This window comes from Oceanobacillus sp. FSL W7-1281 (assembly GCF_037969835.1).
GTDB lineage: Bacteria > Bacillota > Bacilli > Bacillales > Amphibacillaceae > Oceanobacillus > Oceanobacillus oncorhynchi.
The window spans coordinates 2,634,402-2,652,641 of sequence record NZ_CP150214.1 but is presented as its reverse complement, the minus strand read 5'-3'; the positions used below and the strand labels follow the sequence as shown (position 1 = coordinate 2,652,641).

Below are 18,240 nucleotides of genomic sequence, written 5' to 3'. Positions count from 1 at the left end.
TTTATGATGGAATGGCTAGTAATATTATTCAGCCTTTTGTAATTCTAATTCAAAGTTGATTTTTACTTCTTCTCCTACTAGAACTCCGCCAGTTTCAAGAGAAGCATTCCATGTTAAACCGAATTCTTTACGGTTGATGCTTGTTGAACCGCTGAAGCCTGCAACAATGCTTCCGCTCATTGGATCTTTACTTTGACCTTCAAAAACAACATCCAAAGTGACCGGTTTAGTTGTTCCTTTTAATGTTAAATCACCAGTTACTTCGTAGTTATTCCCAGATTTTTTGATATCTGTTGCAACGAAAGTGATTTTAGGATAATTTTCTGCGTCAAAGAAATCAGCAGAACGAAGATGGTCGTCACGGTCTTTGTTACGAGTGTTGATGCTTTCTACATCAATGTTTAATTCAATCTCTGCATCAGTTAAATCCTCTGCATCTGCAACGATTTTTGCATCAAAATTATCAAAGGTTCCTTTTGCTTTTGAAATCATCATATGCTTTACAGAAAATCCTACTTCACTATGCGCTATGTCTAAATTCCAGTTTACTTTTGCCATTTACGATTCCTCCTAAATAATTAGTTACTTACTTTCTGTTACCAAGTGTAAAATAATAAATAAAGAAAGTCAAGTATCTTTAATTAAAAATATTTTAAATGCATATATGTATAATACCCAAGTAAATAGATAATGAAACTTCTAAAGGTTTCTGCCGTTCCTAAAACCTTGTTTTTGCAATAATAATATATAGGGTTGTATAAGGAGGGGGAGAAAGTGGACAAAGGTGCTATGATTAGTATAATAGCCGTGATTATCGCAGCAACAAATCAAATTTTTGTGCTATTAGGTAAGTCACCGATGCTTATCGATAGTACCCTGATAGAACAACTATTATCTGCTATATTCACCATTGCGGCGGTTTTAAATGCTTGGATAAGGCGGAAAAAAGCGTCTAAGGAGAAACAAAAAAAGAAATCTTCTAAAAAGAAATAAAATAGCTGTTTAAAAATTATAGATGGGAAATAAATGCCTGTAATAGAATAAATTTTCTTTACAGGCTTTTTTTTAATGCTTTGTTTTAACAATTTCGTTATACTAAATATTAGATAATAGAATAAATAAAGGGAGAGAAGCTGATGACTCAAAAATTACAACCAACATGGGATTTAGATGTTATTTTTCCGGGGCAAAGCGATTCTGAAACGCTTCGTCAATTTGTAAATGAGGTTAGTGAAGAAATAGAGACTGTCACCGAAATCGTAAATAATCTCGAAGCAAACGGATCTGGCGAAGATTGGGAGCATGTTTTAAAACAAATCGAGCTTATTACAAAAAAATTACGTGAGATGGGAGCGTTTATCAGCTGTTTAAGTGCACAGGATGTAACGGATAAACAGGCGGACATCTATGTTGCAAAAAGAGCGCAGATAGCGGCTGCACACAGTGCGCTAACAAAAATAGTAGACCAGAAGCTGGGAGCAGTGACCGAAGCGAATTGGAACCTGTTGCTGGAAAGGGAAATGATAAAACCGCTTCAATTTATTTTAACAGAAAGAAGAGAGCGGGCACGTGAACAATTATCTAAAAATGAAGAAATTTTAATCGGTGATTTAGCAATAGACGGGTACCATGCATGGAACCAAATGTATGAAACAATAGTCGGCAATATGAAAATTGATATAGAAGAGGACGGAAAAGTTCAACAATACTCTGTTGGACAAGCTGCTAATAAGCTGTCGACACCTGACCGTGAGCAGAGAGAATATGTTTTCCGGCGAATAAGTAATGCCTGGAAAGCGAATGAGGACTTATTTGGGCAGACATTAAATCACCTGGCTGGATTTCGCCTGCAAACCTATAAACATTATGGATGGGACCATGTCTTAAAAGAGCCGTTAGCAAAAAATCGAATGAAGGAAGAAACATTAAATACAATGTGGGGAGCGATTGAAAAGCATAAATCCCTGTTTGCAGACTACTTACATCAAAAGGCTTCTCTGTTAAATTTGGATAAATTAAGCATTTTCGATGTAAATGCTCCGATTCAATCAAAAATGGAAAAGAAAAGCTATGATGAAGGAGCTGCTTTTATTGTAGAGCAATTCCGCAGCTTCAGTCCCAAAATGGCGGATTTCGCACAAATGGCGTTTGAAAAACGCTGGATTGAAGCGGAGGACCGTGCAGGAAAACGTCCGGGAGGATTCTGTACAAGCTTTCCGCTCAGTGAACAAACTCGTATTTTTATGACGTACTCCGGAACGCCTTCTAATATAGCTACCCTGGCTCATGAGTTGGGACATGGTTATCACCAGTATGTGATGAACGATATGAACGGTTTGAATCAAGGCTATGCAATGAATGTTGCGGAAACTGCTTCGACCTTTGCAGAAATGATCGTAGCAGATGCATCGGTGAAAATGGCGGCGACAGATGAAGAAAAATTAACGCTGTTAGAGGATAAAGTATCGCGAAGTGTGGCTTTCTTCATGAACATCCATGCACGCTTTTTATTCGAGAAACAATTCTATGAAGAACGCAAACAAGGTATGGTCAGTACGGAACGGTTAAATGAACTTATGGAGGAAGCACAGAAAGAAGCTTACTGCGGAAGCCTGTCTGAATATGATCCGCATTTCTGGGCTTCCAAACTGCATTTTCATATTACTGGTGTGCCATTTTATAACTTCCCGTATACATTTGGTTATTTATTCAGCCAGGGAATTTATGCTTATGCAAAGGATTATGAAGGAGATTTTGAGGCAAAATATACTGCTTTATTAAGGGATACCGGCAGAATGACCGTAGAAGAGCTTGCTGAAAAGCATTTGCAAGTAGATTTGACCAAGCCTGAGTTTTGGGAAAATGCCATCGAAATCTGTAAACAGGATGTGCGGGAATTTTTAGAGTTAGCGAAGAGAGTTGAAAAGTAAAAGAGGCTATTGCGGTTTTTTAGAAAGTGATTTATACTAAGCCTATACAAAAAAGTGAATAAAAAAAGCCTGCAAGGGGAGCCTTTGGCTGAGAGTGGACATTTTCTGTGTTCTGACCCTTTGAACCTGTCAGTTAGCGCTGGCGTAGGGATTGTGGACTTTTTGATGGATATAAAAGCAATGTGTGAGTGGAGTTTAAGGTATTCTTTTAAAATGTATTTTTTTAAAGAATACCGCCATCAAGAAGACTCCCTTGGCATTGCTTTTTTGTGGTCTAAAAAAGATTGTTCGATGTAAAAGGGGGAGAGACGATTGAAGAATAAAACACTATTTTTAGTAGAAGTAGCTATTTTTACGGCACTTGCATTACTGCTGGATATTTTACCGTTAGGATTTAAGCTTTGGCCGCAAGGAGGCTCCGTTTCTTTTGCAATGATTCCTGTCTTCATTGTAGCCTTTCGCTGGGGTCTGAAAGGCGGTTTGTTATCTGGTTTTCTTTGGGGAGTATTACAGGTGGCAACTGGTACAGCTTATATCCTGCATCCCGTGCAGGGAATCATTGAGTATGGATTAGCTTTTACAGTAGTAGGGCTTGCCGGGGTGTTTTCGAAGCAGGTTATCGAAAGCATGAAAAACAAGCAGGTAAAGAGATCCTTTGTCTATATTTTAATTGGCGTATTTCTGGGATCGGCTGCACGTTTTATATGTCATTATATTGCCGGAATGGTTTTCTTTGGTTCAGCCGTCGAAGGACAGCCGGCGTGGCTTTATTCATTAATATATAATTCATCTTATATGGTTCCATCCTTTATTTTAAGTCTTGTTATTGTGTTCCTCCTGTTTTATAAACAGCCGAGAACATTAGTTGGAAAAGTATAACAAAAGAAAACTCCCTCACACAAAAACCTGTAGCACATCTTGCTTCAGGTTTTTCTTAAACCATTATTTTTATTTGGATAGTTTTGTTAAGTTTTATTAACATTTACTTATGGAATAGGCGTTGAACGTGAATAATGGTAGAATAAAGAAAATAAAATATATAAAGATACATTCTTACATCTTCATCTAACAAAAAAAGGGAGCTTTAAAAGAAGGAATTTTTGTCTAAGAGAACGTATATATGAATAAGGGGGATTTTCTAAGTGGGAAAACAGATTCTAATTGTGGATGACGAGCAATCAATTGTTACTTTATTAAAATATAATATGGAGAATGCCGGATTTACGACAGAGGTAGCATACGATGGAGAAGAAGCTTATCAAAAAGCAACTGCAGACAGCTATGAATTAATTATCTTAGATTTAATGCTTCCAAAACTGGATGGAATAGAAGTATGCCGGAAATTAAGAAAGAATGATATTGATACGCCTATATTGATGCTTACTGCAAAAGATGAAGAAATAGATAAAATTCTCGGTCTGGAGCTTGGTGCAGATGACTATCTGACAAAGCCGTTCAGTCCGAAAGAAGTAGTTGCCCGCGTGAAAGCTATTATCAGAAGAGCGCAGCGGCCGCTGGAGAATCATTATCAAGCACTCCGGATAAAGGATTTAACGATTTACCCGGAACGCTATGAAGCAGAAATGAAAGAAGAATTAATTACTTTTACACGAAAAGAGTTTGAACTGCTGTATTATTTGGCTAAACATAAGGGAAAGGTTATCTCCAGAGATCAATTACTCAGCAGTGTGTGGGATTATGATTTTGTTGGAGATACGCGAATTGTAGATGTTCATGTGAGTCATCTGCGGGATAAAATTGAACCAAATTCCAAAAAGCCTGTTTATATAAAAACAGTCCGCGGATTAGGTTATAAATTGGAGGAGCCGGTTTAAATGCAAATATTATTTTCGAAGCCACTGTTTCCTAACATACTAGGTATCACGATTGTCCTGGTTTTATCAGGCTGGTTAATGGTACAAGCTCAAGGAAACTGGATATTTATCGCAGCAATTATTTTAGTGGAATTTTTAGTGATTTCCATCATATTTATGCAATTCTACAATAAATACACAAGACCGCTTAACAAAGCTTCAAAAACAGTAAATGAAATGATTAAAGGAAATTATTCTGCCCGTTTTAATAACAGCAATAGTGAAGAAATGGAGCAGTTAAGCAAAAATATCAATAAATTAGCGCGAAATATGAATGAAATTACGATTCAGGAACAAATGCATGCAGAGCAATTAACTTCTATTATTGATAATATGAAAAACGGGCTTGCACTGATTGATGAAAAAGGATACGTTCATCTGGTGAATCGAGGATTCACGGAAATGTTCCAAGGAAAAGAGAAACAATATCGCGGTCATTTATATTATGAAGTATTTGAAAACGAGGCAATGCACGACGTTATCCAAAAAACATTTCTGTATGAACAGCCTGTCAAAGAACAATTTAAAAATAAGCGCGGTCTGACTAAAAACTATATGGAAGTGATTGCAGCTCCTATTTTTAATGAGCATAATATGATTAAGGGTGCTGTCCTCGTTATATATGATATTACGGAATTAAAGCGTTTAGAAAAAATGCGCAAAGATTTTGTTGCCAATGTTTCTCACGAGCTGCGTACACCAATAACTTCTATCCGGGGGTTTGCAGAAACGCTAAAGGAGAAACAGCATGATGAAAAAGCAGCAGAAGAATTTATTGAGATTATTTATAAGGAGAGTCACCGCTTACAATTACTGATAGAGGATTTATTAGAACTTTCCCGTTTAGAAAGGGAAGGCTTTCAATTAGAAAAAGAAGATTTTAATGTTAAACAGATGATAGATGCAGTCCTGCCAACTTTAGAAAAAAAGGCAGAGAAAAAAGAACTGCATTTTAAAGCAACTGTTTCTTCTGATATTAGTGTAAATGCGGATGCTGAAAAATTGAAGCAGGTGATTATCAACCTGGTAGATAATGCAATCAACTATACGCCGGCAGGAGGAACCGTCAATCTAAATGTATCTGAAGAAAAGGGTCAGGTTCATTTTTCGATTACAGATACAGGAATTGGGATCGAACAAAAAGCCATCTCAAGAATATTTGAGCGTTTTTACAGAGTCGATAAGGACAGGAGCCGGAATACAGGAGGCACTGGTCTGGGGCTTGCTATTGTGAAGCATATTATAGAGGTCCACCAAGGAGAAATTGTTGTAGAAAGTGAAGTGAACGAAGGAACTGCTGTTCATGTATATATTCCGAAAGAGTAAGTCATCACTAGCGCCATAGTGATGGCTTTTTTTCTGAAGGGCTTCAACAGGACTGGGGCTGCGATTACCAATGTTGTCAGGTTAATGAATTTTATTAATTTTGATACAGCTAGTAGTAAAACCTATCTAGCGGAGGAAAAACACGTAGACTCCTATGGGAAAGCGCAGGGTGAAGACCCCGCAGAAAAAAAGCGAACTTCTTTTTTTTGAGGAGGCTGAGCGCAAGCCCATGGAAAGCGTAGTGTTTTTCCGCAGCGGTAGCACTAACCTGACAACATTGCTGCGATTACTCGTCCCATCGAAAAGCTTTTGCGATTACTCGCTCTACCGAAGACCATTGCGCTTTTAGTTCTGAAAGATATCGATGTAATAAAGATACGAGTTTAATTGGTTATGCGACGTGTAAAGATTGGAAAAACTATGTAATAAGAACGTGTGTATTATGCAGTTTTCTCCAAACATGATAAAATAAAGTTACTTAAACAGTTGATAGATAAAGGAGACGGAATTATGACCAAAAAGCTAATTCTAATGGATGGCAACAGTATTATTTACCGTGCTTTTTTTGCTCTGCCATTATTGAATAACGAAAAAGGCGTCTATACGAATGCCGTTTACGGATTTACTACGATGCTGCTCCGTATTTTAGAGGAAGAGAAGCCAACGCATATGCTCGTGGCCTTCGATGCCGGGAAAACAACATTCCGCCATCAAACCTATAAAGAGTATAAAGGAGGGCGTCAAAAAACACCTTCAGAGCTTTCTGAACAATTTCCAGTCTTAAAAGAGCTGCTGGATGCTTTTGACATCAAGCATTACCAGTTAGATCAGTATGAAGCAGATGATATCATTGGCACATTATCAAAACAGGCAGATGATAATGACTGGGAAGTAACCGTTATTTCTGGCGACAAAGATTTATTGCAGCTTGTATCGGATCACGTGACGGTCAGCGTAACCAAAAAAGGAATCAGTGAAATTGAAAAATATACACCGTCTTATCTTCTTGAGAAAATGCAGGTAACGCCTGAACAGATTACTGATTTAAAAGGACTGATGGGAGACAGCTCAGACAATATCCCGGGAGTGCCGGGTGTCGGCGAAAAAACAGCTACGAAGCTGTTAACGCAATTTCATACGTTAGAGAAGGTTTACGAGAATCTGGACGAGGTAAGCGGGAAAAAGCTTAAAGAAAATTTAACAAACCACCAAGATGATGCGGTAATGAGTAAAGATTTAGCAACAATTAATCGGGACTCGCCAATTGAGGTCAGTCTGGATGATGTCATTTATGAAGGCTATTCTGCCGCTTCCGTCCGTCAAATGTTTATGGATTTAGGCTTCCAATCTCTGTTGACGCGTCTAACCGGATCTGAGGAAACGGAAGAAGAGACAATAGAGCATAAAGAGATAAATTATGACATCGTGGAAGAAATAACGGAAGACCTTTTTTCTGAGGAAGATGTATTCGTAGTAGAGATGTTAGGTGAAAATTATCATACTGCACAGATAGAAGGCGTGGGCATTGTCAATGCAAATAAAAAAAGCTTTATCCCTACTTCGATTGCGATGGAATCTCCTATTTTCAAAAAATGGGCACAGGACCATCAAAAAAAGAAAATCGTATTTGATGCCAAGCGGACAAAAGTTGCTTTATTACGGAATGATATACAAATAGAAGGAATTGTGTTTGATGCGTTGCTTGCTTCTTATTTAATCAATCCTGCTGAAAACAGCCATGACATACCTGCTATTGCAAGCAGAAAAGGAAAATATGACGTATCCTTTGATGAAGAGGTTTATGGAAAAGGTGCGAAACAAAAGGTTCCGGAAGAAGCGATTCTCAGTGAACATGTGATTCGAAAGACAAATGCACTGCTTGAATTATATCCGGCGATGGAGAAGGAATTAGAGGACAATGAACAGGCGAAGTTATTAAAAGAACTGGAAATGCCACTTGCTTTGATTCTTGCTGAGATGGAGCATCAGGGTGTTTTAGTAGATGTGGACCGGCTGAAAGAAATGGGAGACGATTTAAAAGAAAGGCTTAGCAATTTAGAAAAAGAAGTATATGAATTGGCTGGCAAGGAATTTAATCTGAACTCACCGAAGCAGCTCGGGCCGGTGTTATTTGAAGATTTAGGGCTTCCTGTAATCAAGAAGACAAAGACTGGTTACTCTACGGCAGCAGATGTTTTGGAACAGCTGGCAGATCAGCACGAAATAATTCCTAAATTACTTTTGTACCGTCAGTTAGGGAAGCTGCAATCAACCTATATTGAAGGCTTGCAAAAGGTGGTCCGTAAAGATACGCATAAGATTCATACACGCTTTAATCAGGCTTTAACACAGACAGGCAGATTGAGCTCAGTTGATCCCAATTTGCAAAATATCCCTATTCGTCTGGAGGAAGGCAGAAAGATACGGCAGGCGTTCGTTCCATCTCGAGAAGGCTGGAAAATGTTTGCGGCCGATTATTCGCAAATCGAATTACGGGTACTTGCCCATATTGCAGGGGATGAGAAATTGATTGCTGCCTTTAAAAATGATTTGGATATTCATACACAGACAGCAATGGATGTATTTCATGTCGAGAGAGACGAAGTCACCTCGGGTATGCGCCGGCAGGCAAAGGCTGTTAACTTTGGGATTGTATATGGAATCAGTGATTATGGACTATCCCAGAACTTAGGGATTACGCGGAAAGAAGCGAAACAATTCATCGAACGGTATTTTAAGAGCTATCCAAGTGTTAAAGAATATATGGATGACATTGTTGTTGAAGCAAAGCAAAAAGGCTATGTATCCACACTGATGAACCGTCGCCGTTACTTGCCTGATATTACAAGCAGGAACTTTAATGTACGCAGTTTTGCGGAAAGAACAGCGATGAATACACCTATTCAGGGAAGTGCAGCGGATGTGATCAAAAAAGCAATGATTGATTTAGACCATCGAATGAAACAAGAAAAACTGCAGGCCAAGCTTTTATTACAGGTCCATGATGAATTGATTTTAGAAGCACCGGAAGACGAGATTGAAATCTTAAAGGAAATCGTTCCGGAAATGATGGAGAAGACGGTAGAGATTTCTGTTCCGCTGAAGGTCGATTATTCTTATGGAGAAAGCTGGTTTGACGCGAAGTAAGGGGAAGGGAAAATGCCGGAATTACCAGAAGTAGAAACCATTAAAGAGACGTTAAAATTGCTTGTTCAAGGAAAGACGATTGAAAAAGTAGATGTTCTTTGGGCAAATATAATAAAACAGCCGGATGATGCGGAGATATTCAAGCATCTTCTGGAAGGACAAACCTTTCAACAAATAAAAAGAAAAGGGAAGTTTCTGCTTTTTTATTTAGATGAATATGTGCTTGTATCCCATTTAAGAATGGAAGGAAAATATCGGCTGCATCAGCCGGGAGAGAAGATAGAAAAGCATACGCATGTTATCTTCCATTTAAAGAATGGGGAAACATTGCGTTATAACGATGTTCGTAAGTTTGGAACCATGCATTTATTGGCCAAAGGGAGTGAGTTCACGCAGGCCCCTTTGGCTGCACTTGGTCCTGAGCCGTTTGAAGAAGCATTTACGGCGGATTATTTTTATGAAAAGCTGAAAAAATCATCCCGATATATTAAAACGGCGCTTTTGGATCAAAATCTGGTGACGGGACTTGGAAATATTTATGTTGACGAGACGTTATTCCGTTCCGGGATCCATCCGTTAACAAAATGCAGTGAACTGACAAAAAAAGAAGTGTCTGCTATTCGTTCTGCAGCCATTGAAACACTTCAAGAAGCTGTGAAAGCTGGCGGGACAACCATCCGAAGCTACGTAGACAGCCAAGGGAATATGGGAATGTTTCAACAGGTTTTATATGTTTACGGTCAAGATAAGAAGCCATGTAAAACCTGCGGAGAAGAAATTATAAAAATGAAGGTTGGCGGACGGGGGACGCATCTATGTCTTCATTGCCAGCCGCAAAAAAAGGTGAATGTTTTATGAGTTTAGTGATTGGATTGACCGGAGGAATTGCCAGCGGGAAAAGCACGGTAGCGAAAATGTTTACAGCATTAGGTATCCCCGTAATTGATGCAGATGTGATAGCGAGAGAGGTTGTTGAACCAGGGGAAGCATCTTATAAACAGGTTATCGAGGTGTTTGGCAAAGACATATTAAGTCCAGACGGGTCGATTGACCGGCCGAAGCTGGGATCTATTATTTTTTCAGATAAGGAAAAAAGACAACAATTAAACCACATTGTTCACCCGGCAGTCCGCGAACGGATGCTGACGAAAAAAGAAGCGTATTTAGAACAGGGAGAAAAATGCATTGTGCTGGATATTCCTCTGCTGTTTGAAGGCAAGCTGTCTTCTTTAGCAGATAAAACATTGGTTGTGTTTGTAAATGAATCAACACAGTTAAAACGTTTAATGGAAAGAAATCAGCTTCATGAACAGGAAGCAATGAATCGGATTAAATCACAGATGCCATTAGCGGAGAAGGCAAAGCTAGCTGATGAAGTAATTGATAATAATCATTCCGTGGAAGAAAGCCAAAGGCAGTTATACGATTTGTTGAAAAAATGGGAAGTAATGGAATAGGTGAGTAAAAAGACACTATCTGAACTATAATTTACACCGTTCAGATAGTGTCTTTTGTATGGCAGAAAAAAATGTTTATAAAAATGCTGAGTATAGCTGCTCCGACGGGTTTCATGGGTGAGTAATCTTAGGCCCCAGAAATACACATCGCTTTTCATGGGCCCCTAGTTCATCTCCTTTAAAGAAGACTTGCTGACTGGCAAGCTGACAGGTGCAAACAGAGCTAAATTTGGGACTGCGATTACTCGCCCTATCAAACCCGTCGCTAGAAACAGCTTCTTTTCTTTGAAAGAAAGTAAATGAAACATATTTTTTTCAAAGATGGGAGCGGAGGAAAGACGACTCCTGCGGGAAAAGCAAGAATACCAGTATTTTAAAGACCAAGTGATTTTCTTGTGGCTGAAAAAGAAAAGCTGAAAATGGTTTCTGGAAAAAAGTCAGTAAAATCTTTGCGAAGGCCAAAATATGTACGTCACCTGTTTAAATGGACATCCAGTTGTTCCTTATAGAGGGTATTCAAAAAATGTGTGAAACATTTTAATATTTAATGACACACTTTCGCTTATATGTGTTATACTAATTACAACAAAATATAAAAAGTATAACATTTTCGGGAGGAAGATAGTGCTTATGGAAAAAACGCGTATTGCAATTACAGGTTTTGGTCGAATTGGTAGAATGGTCTTTCGTCAAGCAATGGAAGAGGAACATTTAGAAGTTGTTGCCATTAATGCGAGCTATCCTTCAGAAACGCTTGCTCACTTAATTAAATATGATAGTGTTCACGGTCCCTTTAACGGAGAAGTGCAAGCGCTGCCGAACAAATTGATTGTTAATCGGAAGGAAGTTCTTTTGGTGAATTTCAGAGAACCGGAAAAATTACCATGGGAAGACCTTGGGATTGACGTTGTTATCGAAGCAACTGGCAAATTTAACACAAAAGAAGCAGCAGGACGGCATTTACAGGCTGGAGCAAAAAAAGTAGTCATCACCGCTCCTGGAAAAGAAGTTGATAAAACAATCGTCATCGGTGTAAATGAAAGTGATTACAACCCAGAATTAGATGATGTTATCTCAAATGCCTCTTGTACAACCAATTGTTTAGCTCCTGTGGTCAAAGTAATCGATGACCACTTTACAATAAAGAATGGATTAATGACAACCGTTCATGCATATACAAATGATCAAAAAAATATCGATAATCCGCATAAAGATTTACGCCGGGCAAGAAGCTGTACGCAGTCTATTATTCCGACCACGACCGGGGCTGCTAAAGCGCTTGCGGAAGTGTTGCCTCAGACGAAGGGTAAATTACATGGAATGGCCTTGCGTGTACCGACACCTAATGTATCATTGGTAGATTTAGTAATTGATATTGAAGAAGATGTTACGATAGAAGAAGTGAATGCTTTATTCAAACAAGCATCAGAAGGAAGTATGCGTGGGATTATTCAATATTCGGATGAACCTCTGGTTTCCATTGACTATACTACAAGTACTTATTCTGCAACCATTGACGGGCTGTCTACGATGGTGATGGATAATAATAAATTAAAAATTATTGCTTGGTATGATAATGAATGGGGCTACTCTAAACGTGTTGTCGATTTAGTCAGCTATGTAGGTTATAAAATGGAACAAAGTGTGCGTTTAACATCATAGAATGATATAAAAGGGAAGCAGGCTTCTATACCAGCTTCCTTTTTCCCGAAAAGAGTTTCTTATAACAGCAGAAAAACATCCGCTTGAGCGTTCATGCGGATGTTTTTCTGCTTTATACTTTAAATTTCTGTGTCTCCTCCTGCAATCCTTGAGCAGTTTCACTTAAAGAAGTGGCGACATGGGCTACTTCATTCATTGTTGCAGATTGTTCTTCCATTGAAGCGGCTATCGTATCAATATTGCCAGACATAACCTGTGATCCAGTTGAAATTTCTGTAACAGAAGCAGAAACTTGTTCTGCGCTTGCTGAGAGCTCCTGAGAAGTTGCTGAAACCTCCTGGATTTCGTGTGTCATTCCTTGGACAGCAGTCACAATCGCTTCAAAGGATGTTCCAGCCTCCGTAATGACCTCTACTCCTTTTTGAACAGCAGGTAAAGCAGTTTGCATGGCTTTCTCCACATTTTCTGTATCATTTTTGATTTCTGTGGTTAACAGACTGATAGAGCTGGCTGATTTTTTGGATTGCTCAGCTAGCTTGCGTACTTCATCTGCTACAACTGAAAATCCTTTTCCTTGTTCACCTGCACGGGCTGCCTCAATCGCTGCATTTAATGCTAATAGATTGGTTTGATCTGTGATATCAGTAATGACCTTCGTAATATTTTCAATTTCTTCTGTTTGTTTTGCCAGTTTCAGCACAAGATCATTGACAGAAGAAGCAGATTCATTTATGTGATTCATTTGCTGCTGAGCGTCCCCGATAACCAGTGTTCCATTTTGTGCGGCTTCACTTGTTTCGCTGGAAGAAGCGTGAAGTGACTGCGCAGCTTCAGCAATTCGCTGAACACCTTGAGCGGTTTCTCCCATTGCAAGGGAGCTTTCATTTGCGGCGTGTGCTGCAGTTTGAGAAGTTTCCGCAGTCTCTGCAGCTTGCTTCGTCACTTCTTCCGTTGTTGCAGATGCTTCTTCAGCACTTGCTGAAAGCTCTTCGGATGATGCCCCCAGTTGTTCCGCATTGTGTTGAATACGCATAATTAAGTCCCGGGTATTATTTTTAGAAGCATTGAAAATTGCAGCCAGCTGACCTAGTTCATCTTTAGATTTGACAGCTATATCCTCTGCAGATAAATCACCATCACCAAATTTCCTTGCAACATCCATGACACTTACCAATGGGGCTGTGATAGAACGGCGAACATAGAACATTAAACCAATACCAATGAGTATACTTGCACCCAGAACAACGAATGAAATAACCTGGGCAGTAACAATGGAAGAGCTTATTTCGCTATCGATATTATCCATTTGTCCAGTTTGATAGATTTCCATTTCTTCAGCTGCATCAAGCATAGCGGTGTTGATATCCTGTACAGTAGTATTGACAATTTCTGTCGCCTCTTCGATATTCCCATTTTCCACATCAGCTATAATATCTGGCATTGCCTCATTGAAATCATTATTCGGGGCATTAGCCTGGTCCCAATATGATCTCATTTCCTCAGATGCTAAATAGCCTTGTAATTCATCTAAATTGCCGTCAAGATCTGCAGCGACGGCTATAAGATTCTCTCTATGGTTATCTTCCTCCGGTTCTAAAATCATTGAACGGGTATGGAGCGCCTGCATCGCAACATCATAGCGGATATTTTCAATTAATATAAGCTGCTCCAGGCGTGAATCCATTGCCTCCTCTACATCATTTTCAATGTTTTTCAAATTCATGATGCTGCTTCCAACAGAAACAGCCAATAAAACAATTAATACAATAAAAGATAAATTCAATTTCTTTCCTACACTCATTAAAACATACTCCTTCTTTTTTAAGATGACATCTTTATGGATAATGGCTTTCTTAATTACTTTATCGGCTGTCGATAAACAATATGTAATAAGTCTTTGTGACTATTTTATGAAAATAATACTAAGGAAAATAAACGGGTTTATGTTTTATAAACATCGTTTTAATGTGCTTATATTAAATCCGGAGTTTACTCTATTTTGGGAAAGTAGTTTAAATGTACAAATCATGTTAAAATAATATATACGTATATGTATGTATTTATATGTTTAAAAGAATTGGAAGATACGTTAGAATAAATACGCTGCAATGCTGTTTACAGAGACAAGAGATGCTTGTAGAATAGTTTTTTATAGCGATAAATATAGGATGTGTATGTTTATGTCGATAGGGTATAAAATGAAACGTTTTTTTAGTAATCATGCAGAAACAAGTGATCATCATATAGATGCAAGCTTAAAAACCAGATATTATAAAGCGAGTAAGAATACTGTTATTCAGGAACTAGAGACATATTTTAATGGAAGCTCTGACTTTTCGATTCATGCCAGCTCGGAGCAGCATGGAGAGATTAGTGCCATCAGTAAACGCGGTAAAAAAGTTTTCATTATTGCTACAGTCATTATGGTCCGTCCGTATTACACAGCGCTTGACTTTTCAGTGACTACAGAGACACCTCTCCAGATAGATTTTGGTTACAGTAATAAAATCATAAAAAGAATGTATCAGCATGTGAATGAACAATTACCATTAATAGAAGGGTAAATGAAGAAGGAGTGAACGAAATGCGTTGTTCTAACTGCAATAATAAAAATACGAAAGTGTTAGATTCTCGTCCAATTGAAGAGGGAGCAGCTATACGCAGACGCCGGGAATGTGAGAAGTGCGGATTTCGTTTTACCACTTTTGAACGGATTGAAGAAGTACCACTCATTGTTGTGAAAAAAGATGGCATGCGTCAGGAATTTTCGAGGGAAAAACTTACCAGAGGGATTATCAGAGCTTGTGAGAAACGCCCTGTGGCGATAGATACAATAGAAAATATAGCTTTAGACGTAGAAAAGAAATTACGGAATGAAGGGAATTCAGAGGTCTCGAGTCATAATGTAGGCGAAATGGTGATGGAAAGACTTGCTGAGGTGGATGAAGTATCTTATGTCAGGTTCGCTTCTGTCTATCGTCAATTTAAGGATATAACTGTTTTCTTGGATGAGTTGAAAGAAATAATCAAGACAGATAAACAAACACAGGAAGAATAAAACAAAGGATGGGTTGAAATGAATGCAATCGGAAAAATCCTTCCTATTGATGGGTACCATGTCGTTATGGATGAGCAGCCTCCCATTGATTTTAATGCTTCATTGACGCATTTTTATCAGCCGTTGATTGGGATTCAGGCAATTTCGTTATACTATACATTATTTTATGAGGCAGATTATGCGCAAAAAACGCAGACACATCATACATTAATGACATATTTGAATTTAACGCTGGATAATATTTACCGTGCACGTATAAAATTGGAAGCTATCGGGTTATTAAAGACCTATAAACGAAGAGAGGACAACAGAGACTATTATACCTATAGTGTGCAGCGTCCTTATTCCCCCAATCAATTTTTTGGAGAACCTATGCTGTCCCAGCTATTATTACATCATATAGGAGAACAGAAATATAATGAGCTTTATGCTCGTTACGTAAAGGACAGCATCGCTTATGGGGAAGAGGTAACAGCTGATTTTAATGAAGTGTTTGATACGATTACACCTTCTGCGTCTGCTGCTCTAAATATAGAAAATGAAAAAGAAAATAGAGAAACGGATTTCATGGATTTTTCATGGATAGAACAATCGCTTCGTCAGCGGTTTATTCCGGCTGAAAAAGTTTTACATTCTGTAAATAAAAAACTCATTTATCAAATGAAGGTATTATATGACGCAGAAAGTGTAGAAATAGAAAAAGCACTCTTATGGGCACTTGATGAAGATAACCAATTGAATCAGGAAGAATTTAAATCTGCTTGCCATGATATGTTTATCTCCCGTAATAATGGACAGGCTATCCGTTTAAACGAAAAAATGGCAACTGTTGATACGCAAGTTTCTATGAAGCAGCCTGTGACAAAAGAAGAGCAGCTGGTTCACGAGCTGGAGACCATATCACCAAAGCAGTTATTGGAGGATTTATCTGACGGAAACCATGCTTCGGAGCAGGATATTAAAGTGGTCCGGGAAGTGATGACAAAACAGGGACTGCCAGCTCCTGTCATGAATGTACTGATTCATTATGTTCTGCTGCAATCCAATATGAAGCTGTCTAAAGCGTATATGGAAACCATTGCGGGCCATTGGTCAAGAGTTGGTTTGAAAACAGCAAAAGATGCCATGAACTTTGCTAAACAAGAACAGGAAAAATATAAATCATCCAAAAGTAAACCAAGGAAAAATAATAATTATAATAACAACTATAAAAAAGAAGTTGTTCCGGACTGGTTTAATAACCGGAAAAAGAAACCATCAAAAAATACAACGGACAGCAATATAAGCGAACAAGAGCAGCAGGAAATTGAAGCTAAGCTGCAAAAATATTTAAATGAAAGCTGAGTTAAAAAGGAGGGATAACAGGTGAAACCGATACAATCCGAATTAAAAGCATGGATGGATAAAAATGAGAACTTCAAAACCAATTACACTAGAATAAAAAATGAAATTTTAAGTGATCCCTCTGTTAAAGCATTTTTGCGTGATCATCCGGAACTGACTGACCACGATATTGAAAAAAATTTAATGCGGCTCTATGAATATAAAACACAATCGAAACAGTGTGACCGCTGTGCATCTTTCGGAGAGTGCCAGAATTTGATGCAGGGTTACTCTCCAGTATTAAGTATGGATAAAAATGAAATTAGACTGAGCTATGAAAAATGTCATTCGCGTATTCAGGTTGAGGAACAGGAAGCACAGCAGAAGCTTTTTCAAAGTCTTTATATGCCGAAGGAGATTTTAGAAGCAAAAATGTCAGAAGTGATTCAAGATAAGTCAAGAATTTCAGCCATTGGTGAGATTATCAGCTTTTTAGAAGAAGCAAAAAGCGGGCTGCCGAAAAAAGGACTGTATCTTCATGGGTCCTTTGGAATCGGAAAAACCTATCTGCTCGGCGCGATAGCAAATGAGCTGAAAAAGAGAAATTATTCTACTACATTGATTTACATGCCGGAGTTTGTCCGGGAAATAAAAGGTTCTTTTAAAGATGATTCATTTAACGAAAAGATAGATTTCTTTAAGAAAGCGGATGTGTTAATGCTGGATGATATTGGAGCGGAATTGCAATCTGCCTGGTTCCGGGATGAAGTGTTGGGCTCTGTACTGCAATACCGGATGATGGAAGGCTTGCCTGTCTTTTTCTCCTCCAATTTTGATTTGAATGAGCTGGAGAAAGAATTGGCAAGTACCAGAAATGGTGTAGAAGAAGTGAAAGCCGGCCGGATTATTGAACGGATTAAGCAGGTTAGCAGCGTGGTAAAAATGTCTGGGAAAAATAGAAGAGACGAATAACGATTTGAACACACATGATTCACAATCTGCCTTCATAAAAAAGATTTCCGCTCAGATACGGAAATCTTTTTTTATGAACAGGAAACGTAGGTAAAAAACTAGAGGGTTTCATGGGGGAGTAAACCTAACAATATTGTCAGGTTAATGAATTTTATTAAATTTGATATAGATAGTAATAAAACCTGTCTAGCGGAGGAAAAACACGTAGACTCCTATGGAAAAGCGTAGTGTGAAGACCCCGCAGAAAAAAGCGAACTTCTTTTTTTCTACCCTCGGGGCATAAGTGCGACTTTAGCTCTGTCTGCGCTGTCGGCTTGCCAATCACTAAGTCTTCTTTAAAGGAGGCTGAGCGCAAGCCCATGGAAAGCGTAGTGTTTTTCCGTAGCGGCCGCACTAACCTGACAACATTGGTAATCCTGAACCCCAGAAATATACACCGTTTTCCGCAGCCCCCAAGCTCATTTCTTTTAAAGAAAACTTGCTGACTGGCA

The 18,240-nt window shown here is 38.6% G+C and carries 15 protein-coding genes and 1 riboswitch; of the genes, 13 read left to right on the top strand and 2 right to left on the bottom strand.

From position 1 onward, the window contains the following. Positions 1-24: 24 nt before the first annotated feature. Complete coding sequence (locus MKX55_RS13180) at positions 25-558, bottom strand: YceI family protein (RefSeq protein ID WP_339233163.1); 534 nt, start codon at positions 556-558, stop codon at positions 25-27. Positions 559-774: 216 nt separating this feature from the next. Here MKX55_RS13180 and MKX55_RS13175 point away from each other — a divergent pair, with 216 nt between their 5' ends. From MKX55_RS13175 to MKX55_RS13135, 9 genes are all read left to right on the top strand, one after another. Further along, positions 775-993, top strand: a complete 219-nt coding sequence (locus MKX55_RS13175; RefSeq protein ID WP_339233161.1) for a phage holin — start codon at positions 775-777, stop codon at positions 991-993. A gap of 143 nt (positions 994-1,136) precedes the next feature. Beyond that, the gene (locus MKX55_RS13170; protein ID WP_339233160.1) at positions 1,137-2,930 is read left to right on the top strand and encodes a M3 family oligoendopeptidase; all 1,794 of its coding nucleotides are present in this window, start codon (positions 1,137-1,139) and stop codon (positions 2,928-2,930) included. A gap of 64 nt (positions 2,931-2,994) precedes the next feature. Continuing rightward, a riboswitch (TPP riboswitch) is annotated at positions 2,995-3,099 on the top strand. A gap of 143 nt (positions 3,100-3,242) precedes the next feature. Further along, positions 3,243-3,809, top strand: coding sequence for an energy-coupled thiamine transporter ThiT (gene thiT, locus MKX55_RS13165; protein WP_339177627.1), 567 nt, complete (start codon positions 3,243-3,245; stop codon positions 3,807-3,809). A 263-nt stretch (positions 3,810-4,072) separates the two neighbouring features. Further along, positions 4,073-4,765: a response regulator transcription factor gene (locus MKX55_RS13160; RefSeq protein WP_339177625.1), complete on the top strand. Its 693-nt coding sequence runs from the start codon at positions 4,073-4,075 to the stop codon at positions 4,763-4,765. Next, on the top strand, positions 4,766-6,130 hold the full coding sequence (locus MKX55_RS13155; protein WP_339177623.1) for an ATP-binding protein: 1,365 nt from the start codon (positions 4,766-4,768) through the stop codon (positions 6,128-6,130). Between the two features lie 510 nt (positions 6,131-6,640). Further along, positions 6,641-9,277, top strand: a complete 2,637-nt coding sequence (polA, locus tag MKX55_RS13150) for a DNA polymerase I (RefSeq protein ID WP_339177622.1) — start codon at positions 6,641-6,643, stop codon at positions 9,275-9,277. Positions 9,278-9,289: 12 nt separating this feature from the next. Next, entirely contained in the window at positions 9,290-10,135 is an 846-nt protein-coding gene (gene mutM, locus MKX55_RS13145; RefSeq protein ID WP_339177620.1) for a DNA-formamidopyrimidine glycosylase, read from the top strand. Beyond that, positions 10,132-10,734 carry a dephospho-CoA kinase gene (coaE, locus tag MKX55_RS13140; RefSeq protein ID WP_339177618.1) on the top strand — a complete coding sequence of 201 codons (603 nt, stop codon included), beginning with the start codon at positions 10,132-10,134 and terminating at the stop codon, positions 10,732-10,734. The genes mutM and coaE overlap by 4 nt, the downstream gene beginning before the upstream one ends. A 630-nt stretch (positions 10,735-11,364) precedes the next feature. Further along, positions 11,365-12,396, top strand: coding sequence for a glyceraldehyde-3-phosphate dehydrogenase (locus MKX55_RS13135; RefSeq protein ID WP_339177616.1), 1,032 nt, complete (start codon positions 11,365-11,367; stop codon positions 12,394-12,396). Between the two features lie 112 nt (positions 12,397-12,508). Here MKX55_RS13135 and MKX55_RS13130 read toward each other — a convergent pair whose 3' ends face one another. Next, complete coding sequence (locus MKX55_RS13130; protein WP_339233159.1) at positions 12,509-14,197, bottom strand: HAMP domain-containing methyl-accepting chemotaxis protein; 1,689 nt, start codon at positions 14,195-14,197, stop codon at positions 12,509-12,511. Positions 14,198-14,576: 379 nt separating this feature from the next. Between MKX55_RS13130 and MKX55_RS13125 the strand changes: the two genes are divergently transcribed. From MKX55_RS13125 to dnaI, 4 genes are read left to right on the top strand one after another with little or no spacing between them, the layout of a single operon-like run. Then, positions 14,577-14,960 carry a cytosolic protein gene (locus MKX55_RS13125; RefSeq protein WP_339177610.1) on the top strand — a complete coding sequence of 128 codons (384 nt, stop codon included), beginning with the start codon at positions 14,577-14,579 and terminating at the stop codon, positions 14,958-14,960. Positions 14,961-14,980: 20 nt separating this feature from the next. Continuing rightward, positions 14,981-15,454: a transcriptional regulator NrdR gene (gene nrdR / locus MKX55_RS13120; RefSeq protein WP_042534507.1), complete on the top strand. Its 474-nt coding sequence runs from the start codon at positions 14,981-14,983 to the stop codon at positions 15,452-15,454. A gap of 18 nt (positions 15,455-15,472) precedes the next feature. Then, positions 15,473-16,798: a DnaD domain protein gene (locus tag MKX55_RS13115; RefSeq protein WP_339233157.1), complete on the top strand. Its 1,326-nt coding sequence runs from the start codon at positions 15,473-15,475 to the stop codon at positions 16,796-16,798. 21 nt (positions 16,799-16,819) lie between these two features. After that, positions 16,820-17,749 carry a primosomal protein DnaI gene (gene dnaI / locus MKX55_RS13110; protein WP_339233156.1) on the top strand — a complete coding sequence of 310 codons (930 nt, stop codon included), beginning with the start codon at positions 16,820-16,822 and terminating at the stop codon, positions 17,747-17,749. Positions 17,750-18,240 lie beyond the last annotated feature (491 nt).